This is a genomic window from Hypericibacter sp., from assembly GCF_050729195.1.
Lineage (GTDB): Bacteria > Pseudomonadota > Alphaproteobacteria > Dongiales > Dongiaceae > Hypericibacter.
Genome location: NZ_JBOHKS010000036.1, coordinates 1 through 10,584, shown reverse-complemented (window position 1 = coordinate 10,584; position 10,584 = coordinate 1). Strand labels below are relative to the sequence as shown.

Here is a 10,584-nt window from a genome sequence, read left to right as displayed (position 1 = left end):
CCCGTCCTCTGACGGGGCGGCGTCCGTTCAGGCAGAAACCCTGAAATCTCGCCGACCCGGCCCTATCGGAATTCGGGCATCCCATGGTCTATCCCACGGTTGAAATCTCCTCGGTCAGGAAGACGTTCGGACCGACCGTGGCTTTGGGGGGATGCAACCTGAAGGCCTATGCCGGCGAGGTCCATGCCATCGTCGGCGGCAACGGCTCGGGCAAGAGCACGCTCGCCAAGGTCATCTCGGGCGTCCTCATCCCCGACAGCGGCCAGGTCTCGATCCTGGGCAAATCCGCGACCTCGCCCTATGAGGCGCGGGCGCTCGGCATCTCCAACGTCTTCCAGGAGGTGCTCGTCGCCGACGAATGCTCGGTGCTCGACAATCTCTATCTGGGCGCCGACGGACCCTTCGGCTCGGCCATGAGCCAGGAGGAGAAACTCCGCAAGGGCAAGACCCTGATGCGCGAGCTGCTCGATTACGACCTCGATCTCTATACGCTGGTGGGCGAGCTGCCGCTCAGCGTCAAGCAATGGGTCACCATCGGTCGGGCGCTGCTGGCGGACCCCAAGATCCTGATCCTCGACGAATCCTCGGCGGCGCTCGATTTCGATTCGACCGAGCGGCTGTTCCACAAGATGCGCCAGCTCAAGAAGGCCGGCGTCAGCATCCTGATCGTGACCCACCGGATCGCGGAGCTTGTCCGCATCGCCGACCGGGCGACCATCCTGCGGGACGGTGTCGATGTCGGCAGCCTCGAGAAGGCGGAAATCACCGAGCAGCGCATCCTCGAGCTGATCGCCGGCGTCGAGCGCGGCAAGACCCAGCACAGCCAGTCCGTGGTCCAGCGGCTCAGCCCCAACCCGGTCCTGCGCGTGCTGGAAGGCCGCGTCTGGCCCCAGGCGGCCCCGATCAATTTCACGCTCTATCCGGGCGAGGTGGTCGGCGTGACGGGGCTCGACGGCCATGGCCAGTCCGACTTCGTGCGCTGCCTGGCGGGCACCCAGTCGCTCGCCTCGGGTCGCATCTCGATCATCCGCGACCGCACCGCGACCGACATCATCGACCTGCGCTCGGCGCGCGAGAACAATATCAGCTATGTCAGCGGCGACCGGAAGAAAGAGGGAATTTTTCCGAATCTCAGCATCTTCGAGAACCTGCTGATGCCGATCTACCGGGAATACCGGATGGCCGGCGCGCTCAACCTGATCGACAAGACCAAGCTCGCCCCGATCTTCGAATGGGAGTCCGGCAAGCTCGCGGTCAAGATGGGCGATCGCGACAATCTCATCACCTCGCTTTCCGGCGGCAATCAGCAGAAGGTCCTGATCGCACGTTCCTTCGCGGAAAAGCCGGTGGTGCTGGTGTTGAACGACCCGGCGCGCGGCATCGATATCGGCGCCAAGCTCGATCTCTATCGCAATCTCCGGGATTTCGCTTCGCGCGGCAACGCGGTCGTGTTCCTGTCGAGCGAGATCGAGGAGTTCCTCAATCTCTGCACCCGCGTCGAAGTCTTCCGGAACGGCGCCATCTCGGCGCAGTTCGAGCCGCCCTATGACGGTCATGTGCTGCTGAACGCCATGTTCGGCCGCAAGGCGACCTCACGCCTGCCCGGCGAGAACAATGACCATGGGACGGAAGGCGAGGACGGGGCTGCAGGGCGCCCGGCGCCGGTCCGGCTGCGTTTCGAGGAGGGGCGCCCGATACCGCGTCCCGTGACGACCTCCGCCCGCAAATCGCCGCCGCCGGAGACGGCCACAAGCGCCTTCATCCTGCAATGCCCGGACATTGCACCGGGCCAGATCATCCCGGAGCGCTTCGCCGAGGAGAACAGGCGCTCGCCGCGCTTCGTCTGGTCGGGCGTCCCCGCCGGCACCCGCAGCTTCGCCCTCGCCATCACCGATCCCGACCTGCCCGAAGAGTTCAAGTTCCCGCGCGCCTTCGCGCATTGGCTCGCCTACGACATTCCCGCGACGGTGCGCGAGCTGCCGGAAGGGGCCAGCGGCAGCGCGCTCCTGCCCAAGGGTGTCGTCGAGCTGAACAGTGACTTCGTCACCTTCCGCATCCCGGGCTTCGGGCGCGGCTATGGCGGCCCCTGGCCGCCGGACCGGCAGCATCGCTACGTCTTCACGATCTATGCGCTGAAGACCGAGCATCTCGCGCTCCCGCCCGACGCCGATCTCACCCAATTCGCCGCGGCGGTGATGCCGGCGGCGATCGACATGGCTTCCTTCGTCGCGGTCTATGGCCCGGCGAAGAAGCCACTACCGACTTAGGAACCAGCGATTGTCTTCGCGACATGACAGGAGGACCGCATGAGCAGATCCGGCAGTAGAACGAGCTTCGACTTGGAATGGATCGAGCGCTGGGCGCGCGCCGTCAATGACGACCGTATCCTGCCGGTGATCGGGCGTTTCTTCACCAGCAGGTTCGTGCTGGGCGTGGACGAAACCGAGTATCTGATCGAGGTCCGCGGCGGCAAGATCCAGCGCATCGCCGAGGGCCTGACGGCCAACGATATGGGCTACGATTTCGGGCTCAAGGCGCCGAGCAGCGCCTGGACGAAGTTCTCCCAGCGCATCCCTCCACCCATGTTCAACGACATCTGGGCGATGGCGCACCCGCTGCACAAGCAGCTGGTGATCGAGGGGAACACCCTTCCTTTCTGGCAGAATCTGCGGGCGCTGACGCGAATGCTCTCGCTGATGAGAAACGTGTGAGCGCGGGGAGACACGCAACATGAACACCCATGATCCGATCGTCGGGCGTTATGTCTATGTCCAGTGCGAGGGCAAGACCTACCGCACCTATTACGAAGAACACGGCGAGGGCATCCCGCTGGTCTGCCTGCATACCGCCGGCACCGACACGCGCCAATACCGCCACCAGCTCTGCGATCCCGATATCGCCCAGAACTACCGCGTGATCGCCTTCGACATGCCCTGGCACGGCAAGTCGATCCCGCCCTCCGACTTCTACCTGATGGAGGACGAGTACAAGCTGACCACGCGCTTCTATTCCGAGTTCGTCGTCGCCTTCTGCCGGGCGCTCGAGCTCGTCAAGCCGGTCATCATGGGCTGCTCGATGGGCGGCAATGTCTGCCTGGCGCTCGCGCTCAAATACGAGAACGAGTTCTCGGCGCTGATCGCGCTCGAGGCCTGCGACTACTCGCCCGGCTGGTGGATCGATCCGCTCCATCACCCGCATATCCATGGCGGCGAGGTGGTGGCGACCTCGGTCTTCGGCCTGATGTCGCCGGAATCGCCGGACGAGTATCGCTGGGAGACCTGGTGGTACTACGCCCAGGGCGGCCCCGGCGTCTTCAAGGGCGATCTCTATTTCTACAGCGTCGATTCCGACTTCCGTGACCAGTGCCAGAAGATCTCCGGCAAGCTGCCGATCTTCTTCCTCACGGGCGAATACGACTTCGCCTGCACTCCGGAGATGACGGAGCGCACGGCCGAGAAGGTCCGCAATTCCGAATGCGTCATCTTCGGCGGCGGCCATTTCCCGACCTCCGAGGACCCGGTGAAGTTCAAGGAGGTCATCATGCCTGTGCTCAAGAAGATCCTGAACCTCGATCCGGAACGGCGTGGCCAGGGCGGCGGACCGGGGCGCTCGAGCCTCGAGCTGCGGTCGAGCGGGCGCAACGATCGGCCCTCGGGCGGGCGGCGCGTGATCGAGCTCTGATCGAGCGGGCCAACAGATGACCGTCCGCTTCTAAGGAGGCCGGAACAGCAGAACCATCGAGATGCCAGAGCAGAAGGGTTCGCAAAACACATATCTGCTGGTGCCCATCCTGCTGATCGCCGTGCTGCTCAGCACTGCGGCGATCCGGGGGCCTAGTCTCGTCTCGCTGGCGGGCTTCGGCAGCGCCATCATCGTGGCGGCACCCCTGGTGATGGCGACCTATGCCCTCATGGCGGTGGCGGTCGCGGGACGGGGAACGGTGGATCTGGCCGTCGGTCCTCTGCTCGCCTTCATCAATGTCTCGATCATCAAGCTGAGCGACCTCGGGATCGTCACCTCGCCGCTCGGCGTCTTCCTGCTGGCGCTCGGCATCGGCGTCATCTACCAGCTGCTCTTCGCCCTCGTGATCATCTATATCCGGGTGCAGCCGATCATCGTGGCGCTAAGCGGCTTCCTGGCCCTGTCGGGCATCAACCGCGTGATCCTGCCGCGGCCGGGCGGGGTGGCGCCGGACTGGATGGGCAGCTGGGGCCTCGGCAACACGATCTTCTCGCCGATCCTCCTGATCGTCCTGCTCGCGACCGGCGGCTGGCTGCTCTTCACCCTGACGCCGTTCTACCGGAACCTGCGGATGATGGGCTATGACGAGCGCGCGGCCTATGCGAGCGGGACGCGCACCACCATCACCCGCATCGGCGCCCATGTGATCTCCGGCATCTTCGTCGGGCTGGGCGCCATCTGCTACACGGCGCTGATCGCGTCGGGCGATCCGACCCAGGGCACGACCATGACCCTGACCTCCGTCACGGCGCTGGTGCTGGGCGGGGCGAGCCTGGCCGGCGGGCGGGGCGGGGTCACGGGCGCCCTCCTCGGCGCCCTGAACCTGTTCCTCATCGGCTATGTGCTGGCGACCTTCAATTTCGGCGCGAGCCAGGCCTTCGTGATCCAGCTCATCTATGGGCTGATCCTGGTGCTGTCGCTGCTCCTGGCCCTGCTGGTGCCGATCATCGGGCGTCATATCTCCTTCATCTCGCCCTTCGCTGCGTTCGTTGTGCTGGGCTGCGTCGTCATCGGCATCATGCTGCAGATCAGCAATGCCGGGCCCCATGCGGCTGCGACGACCGCGGCTGCGGCGGCGGTTCCGGCGGCGCCCACGGGCGATCTGATATCGCGCTATCTCCTGCTGCCGGGATCGGTTCCGACCGGCATCGCCACGCTGAGCTTCAGTCCGCTGCAGAAGATGGCGTTCGGCGCGGTGGCGGCCCTCCTGCTCCTGGTCTTGACCTTCCGCCTGGTGGTGGCGGAAGCGCGCTCCTCGCGCCTCGGCGTCTTCGTTTATGTCTTCGTCTCGGCTCTGATCCTGCTGCTCTTCTTCGTCGTGGCGCAGGAGAGCCATGCCGGATCGCAGGCCTCGGCGGCACAGCTCCCAGCGCCGCAGCCCGTGGAGACGAGCCCATGAGCGACATGACCAAGGATCGGGACCGCGGGGCACTGATGTTCGTGCCGAAATCGCCGTTCCTCATCTGGCTCAATCTGGCGGTGACGCTGATCATCGCGGCCATCGGCTTCGGCCTCGGCTTCGCCCAGGGCCTGAGCGCGCAGATCGTCATCCTCTACACCGTGATCTCGATCGCGGTGCTGTTCTGGGTGATCAACTACATCTCGGTGGTCTTCGAAGGCCGCCAAAGCCGCGCCGCCTCCAAGGAGGAAGCGGAGGAGCAGAAATCGGCGGTCGGCGCCAAGGGCCTGTGGCGGAACAACAGGATCCTGATCGTCGTCATGGCCCTGCTGCTGCTGGGCTACCTGATCCTGACGGCGACGGTGCCGTCGTTCCGCTCGATCCAGAACCTGATCGCCTTCCTCGTCCTCGAAGCCATCCTGATCTTCGCCTTCAAGGTCAGCCGGGTCTTCACCCATGGCCGCAGCGCCTTCATCGGTTTGATCGTGCTGGGCGCCCTCATCGTCATCAGCTCCTTCGCAATCGACGGCTTCCTGTCGGGCGCCAACGTCAAGGCGGTGCTGCTGTTCGCGGCCTTCCTAGGGATCGCCTGCGTCGGCCAGACGCTGGTGGCGCTGATGGGCGGCCTCGATCTGTCGATCCCCTTCATGATCGGCGCCTCGAACATCGGGCTCCTCTATCTGATCGGCCTCGGGGTCCCCTCCTGGCTCGCCTTCGCCATCGTGCTCGCGATCGGCGGCCTCATCGGCTTCCTCAACGGCGTGCTGTCCTACCGCCTGCAGGGCCAGGCCCTCATTTTGACGTTGGGCATGGGCTTCGCCATCGCCGGCCTGACCCAGATCCTGACCAGCATCGGCTCCTCCTTCAGCGGCAATGTCTATGGGACCGTGCCGCCCTGGCTGCAGAACTTCGCCGCCATGAACGGCGAGACTTTCGGGCTGGACGTGCCGCCGACGATCCTGCTCTGGATCCTGATCGCGGTCATCGTCATCGTCGGCCTGCGCTATTCCGCCTATGGGCGCTACATCTACGCGCTCGGCGGCAACCGGCGCTCGACCAAGCTGATCGGCGTCTCCGAGTTCAAATATTGGACGCTGGCCTACACCATCAGCGGCTGTTTCGCGGCCCTGACCGGCTCGCTCCTGCTCGGCTGGAGCGGCGGCGGCTTCATCGGCGTGGGCGATCCTTATCTTTTCACGACCCTCGCCGCCGTGGTGATCGGCGGCACCTCGCTGGTCGGCGGCTATGGCGGCTATGGCTACACCATCATCGGCGTGCTCGTCCTCCAGGTGCTCAGCTCGTTCCTGATCGGCATCGGCCTCAAATATGAGTGGCAGCAATTCATCTTCGGCCTGCTGATCCTGCCGATGGTGGCGCTCTATGGCCGTGCCCCGCATATCCGATCGCAAATCTGAAGGGAAACTCATGTTCGGAACCGCCTTCCCATCCAGCGACCTGGTCAGCTCGTCCTTCGGCGTGGCGACGATCGCGACCCTGACGACGGCGTTGCTGGCGCTGATCGGCCTGAGCTGGGTCTCGGAGCGCTGGCGGCTTCCGGTGGCCCTCTCGGGAGCGGCGCTGCTGGCCTCGGCCTTCTTCTATTTCGAGGCCTCGCAGACCTGGCTCGCGACCCAGCAGATGACGGCGGGCCCCCGCTATGTCGGCTGGTTCGTGGTGCAGCCGCTGCAGGTGGCGTCGGTCTTCTTCTTCGCCCGCATCGCCGGCCCCGTTCCCGTGGGCGTCTTCTGGCGCATCACGGTCGGGGCCATCCTGATGGTGCTGAGCCGCTTCCTCGGCGATGGCGGGATCTTCAACCCGACCTTGGGCGTGCTGCTGTCGATGGCGTTCTGGCTCTACATCCTGGGCGAGATGTATTTCGGCGCCATGAACGACGCGGTCCGCAAATCCTCGGGTCCCATCCGCCTCGGCTATTTCTGGATCCGCCTCATCATGACGATCGGCTGGGCGATCCTGCCGATCCTGCATTTCGTCGACGTGGTGATCGGCGCTGGCCATCAGCGCGGCATCATCGTGCTCTATACGCTCGCCGACTTCGTGAATCTCATAACCGTTTCCATGATCGTCCTTGCCGTCGCCGGCAAGGAGCGTTTCTGAGCCATCAGGTCCAGCTGCCGCCGGCGCGCGGCATCATGGGACAGGGGAGGACAAGACAATGACCGGCACCGACGCAATCGCAATCGTCATCCTGGCCATCATTCTCATCGCGATTGGTGTCTACCTGCTGCACTGGCTCTACCGGCACTCCTCGAAGGACCAGTCCTTCGTGCGGACCGGCCTGGGCGGCGAGCGCATCGTGATGGGCGGGGGCGCCCTCGTCATCCCGATCGTCCATACCATCACCCGCGTCAACATGAACGCCATGCCGCTGGAGATCCGGCGGACGGGCGAGCAGTCGCTCATCACCAAGAACAAGATGCGCGTCGACGCCATCGCCGAGTTCTCGGTGCGGGTCCAGCCCAGCAAGGAAGGGGTTTCGACCGCCGCGCGCACGCTGGGCAACCGGACGCAAAACGCGATCGAGCTCAAGGAGATCGTGCAGAGCCGCTTCATGGATGCGATGTCGGCGGTGGCGGCCACCATGACCATGGAGGAGATCCACGCCAACCGCAGCCGCTTCATGAGCGAAGTGGCTGGGGCCGTGACCAAGACGCTGGCCGCCAACGGGCTCGAGCTCGAGAATGCCTCCCTCACCAGCTTCAACCAGTCGGACATCTCGGTCTTCAACCCGGCCAATGCCTTCGACGCCGAAGGCCTGACCCAGCTGACCGAGCAGATCCAGGAGCGGCGCAAGCTGCGCAACCAGATCGAGAACGAAGCGCGTATCGTCATCAAGCTCAAGGATTACGAGACCGAGCAGCGCGCCATCGAGATCGATCGCGACCTGGAATATGCGCGGATCGACCAGGTGCGGGCGATCGAATCGAAGAAGGCCGAGCAGCAGGCGGCGATCGAGCAGGAGCGCTCCAACTCCGCCATCACCGTCCAGAACGCCAAGGTCCGGGCCGAGCAGGAGGGCGAGCGCATCCGCATCGCCAAGGAGCGGCTGGTGGAGGCCGAGCGCATCACGGCCGCCACCGAGATCAAGACGCTCGAGATCGAGCGGCAACGGGACACCGACCTGACCGAGATCAACTCCCGCAAGACGCTGGAGACGGAGCGGATCCTGAGCCAGCAGGGCATCGATGCGGAGCGGATCGAGCAAGACCGCAAGGTCAAGGAGCTCGAGATCAGGTCCCGGCAGGAGATCCAGATCGCCGAGACGCAAGCGAGCGCCGAGGTCGACCGTGCCAAGCTCGAAAAGGAGCGCGAGGTGGAATCGAGCCGGATCGAGACGGCCCGCGTGATCGAGACCCGGACGGTCGAGAAGGACAAAGAGATCCGCATCACCAACGAGCTGGCCGGTGCGGAAGAAGAGAAGGCCCGGATCCTGCGGCGCTACAATGTCAATCTCGAGCGCCTCAAGAAGGACGAGGAGATCGATCATCTCGAGATCAGCAAGAACCAGAAGCTCAAGATCGCGGAGACCTCGGCCTATCGCAGCATCGAGGACGCCAGCATCGCGGCCAATCGCGAGCTCGACGAGCTTCGTATCGCCGCCCGCAAGTTCGTCGACCGCTTCGAGATCGAGCAGCAGAAGGAAGTCGAGATCGTCGATAAGGAGCGGCTGATCGAGGTCGTCAACAAGTCGATCGAGGAGGCCTATGCCAGGGCCAAGGCCGCCGAGGCCTGGAAGGCCAATGCCGCGCTCGAGGAGCAGGTCACCAGCGCCAAGGAGGAAGAGGTTGCGGGCCGCATGAAACGGATCGAGCTCATCAATGCCTCGGCGAAGACCGAACGCGAGGCGCAGCGGGTCGTCTCCGCCGCCAAGGCAGAGAAGGAGGCAACGGAGATGCGGGCATTGGCCGACATCGCCGAGGCGAACGCGGCCGAAGTGCGTTACGCCAAGGACGCGGCCGGCCACCGGATGCTCAACGAAGCCGAGAACACGCGCTCCGAGGCGAGCCGACGCAGCACCATCTACGAAACCTTGGTGCGGAACCTGCAGAGCATCATTCGCGAGTCCGTCAAGCCGATGGAGCGGATCGAGTCGATCAAGATTCTCCAGGTCGACGGACTCCCCGGCCTCAACAGCCCGTCCGAAACCGCCGAAGGCGGCGGTGGCGGAAGTGGCGGTGGCGGCAGCGGCAACATGACCGACCGCGTCGTGAATTCGGCGATGAAATACCGCACTCAGGTCGCGTTCGTCGACGGGCTGATGAAGGATATCGGGCTCCCGATCGAGAATCTCGGCAGCGCCGGCGGCATGTCCTTCCGCAATTTCCAGGCACCGGACAAGCCGGACAAGGGCAAGGACGGCGACGATTGATCCGGGCGGGATGAGCCGGGCGAGGTTCGAAGATCGTGGACCCCTTGACCAAGACCCAGGCCCTGGATCGCCATGCATTGGTGATGGCGATCTGGCTGGCCTTTGTCTTCGTCGCGGTCGTGCTGTTCCATTACGGAAGCGGTGCGGGCGGGTGGATCTATACGCTCGCGGCCTTCGGCGTGATCCTGGTGGCCTTCATCGGCCATGTGATCGTGAACGCCGTCTATGAGACGACCTTCACGTCGCGCGAGCTGGGGCTGGGTCTGATCTTCTATGCCGGCAGCGTGATGGCCTGCGGCCTGGCGGCGCTCTTCGTGCCGGGTTTCGGCCTCCGCAACGTCCTGCCGCTGAGCCTCGGTTTCGGCGCCATCTTCGTCGGCGTGATCTTCTACATGATCACGCATTTCGGCGTGCGCCGCGTGTTCGAGGGCTTCGACGTGATCCGCGACTTCCGGGCCGATGGCGGCGGCGCCCCGCAGGCCCGCCGGGGCGACCGGCGATGACGGCGCCCCTCGCGATCATCGCCGGCCTGTTCTTCGCCTATGCGATCTATATCGCGACGATCTGCGGGCGGGCCGGCGGCCGGCCGGACGATTTCCTCGATGCGGGCCGCGAGATCCCCTCCTGGGGCTACATCTTCGCCGGCGCCGGCGTGGTGCTGGCGGGCCTTGGCCTTCCGGACCATCTCCTGCTGATCTCGCTCTATGGGCTGCAATACAGCCATGTGGCGGTAGGGCTGATCCTGGTCGCGCTCTGCGGGGCGCTGATCCAGAAACGGATCTGGTTGGCCTCGCGGATCACGGCCTTGCGCACCATCGGCGATCTCATGGGCGAGTATTTCGACAGCGTGACCATCCGCATCTATTTCCTGGCCATCCTGTTCCTGTTCTCGGTCCCCTTCGCCGCCTACGGCCTGGCGGAGATCGGCAGCCTGGTCGAGGCGGCGACAGGCGGTGGCGTGCCGTCGGGCTTCGTCATCTGGATCACCGCCTTCTTCCTCTTCCTCTACGCCGTCATCGGCGGATGGCGGGCGGTGATCTATGTCGTCGCGGCCCAG

Annotated in this window: 9 protein-coding genes; all 9 read left to right on the top strand. The window is 64.9% G+C overall.

Annotation, left to right across the window (positions count from 1 at the left end; all coding sequences use genetic code 11):
* Positions 1–83 precede the first annotated feature (83 nt).
* Positions 84–2,267 (top strand): YbhB/YbcL family Raf kinase inhibitor-like protein, encoded by a 2,184-nt coding sequence (locus ACREE8_RS02845; RefSeq protein ID WP_431571470.1) that lies wholly within the window; start codon positions 84–86, stop codon positions 2,265–2,267.
* A gap of 39 nt (positions 2,268–2,306) precedes the next feature.
* Positions 2,307–2,711: a hypothetical protein gene (locus ACREE8_RS02840; protein ID WP_431571469.1), complete on the top strand. Its 405-nt coding sequence runs from the start codon at positions 2,307–2,309 to the stop codon at positions 2,709–2,711.
* A gap of 19 nt (positions 2,712–2,730) precedes the next feature.
* Entirely contained in the window at positions 2,731–3,681 is a 951-nt protein-coding gene (locus tag ACREE8_RS02835; protein WP_431571468.1) for an alpha/beta fold hydrolase, read from the top strand.
* Positions 3,682–3,742: 61 nt separating this feature from the next.
* On the top strand, positions 3,743–5,140 hold the full coding sequence (locus ACREE8_RS02830) for an ABC transporter permease (RefSeq protein WP_431571467.1): 1,398 nt from the start codon (positions 3,743–3,745) through the stop codon (positions 5,138–5,140).
* Positions 5,137–6,555 carry an ABC transporter permease gene (locus ACREE8_RS02825; RefSeq protein ID WP_431571466.1) on the top strand — a complete coding sequence of 473 codons (1,419 nt, stop codon included), beginning with the start codon at positions 5,137–5,139 and terminating at the stop codon, positions 6,553–6,555. The genes ACREE8_RS02830 and ACREE8_RS02825 overlap by 4 nt, the downstream gene beginning before the upstream one ends.
* 10 nt (positions 6,556–6,565) lie before the next feature.
* Entirely contained in the window at positions 6,566–7,255 is a 690-nt protein-coding gene (locus tag ACREE8_RS02820) for a bacteriorhodopsin (RefSeq protein ID WP_431571465.1), read from the top strand.
* 58 nt (positions 7,256–7,313) lie between these two features.
* Positions 7,314–9,527: a flotillin domain-containing protein gene (locus ACREE8_RS02815; RefSeq protein ID WP_431571464.1), complete on the top strand. Its 2,214-nt coding sequence runs from the start codon at positions 7,314–7,316 to the stop codon at positions 9,525–9,527.
* Positions 9,528–9,571: 44 nt separating this feature from the next.
* On the top strand, positions 9,572–10,030 hold the full coding sequence (locus ACREE8_RS02810; protein WP_431571463.1) for a hypothetical protein: 459 nt from the start codon (positions 9,572–9,574) through the stop codon (positions 10,028–10,030).
* Positions 10,027–10,584: hypothetical protein (locus tag ACREE8_RS02805; protein WP_431571462.1), on the top strand; the 558-nt coding region annotated here is incomplete at its 3' end. The genes ACREE8_RS02810 and ACREE8_RS02805, both read left to right, overlap by 4 nt.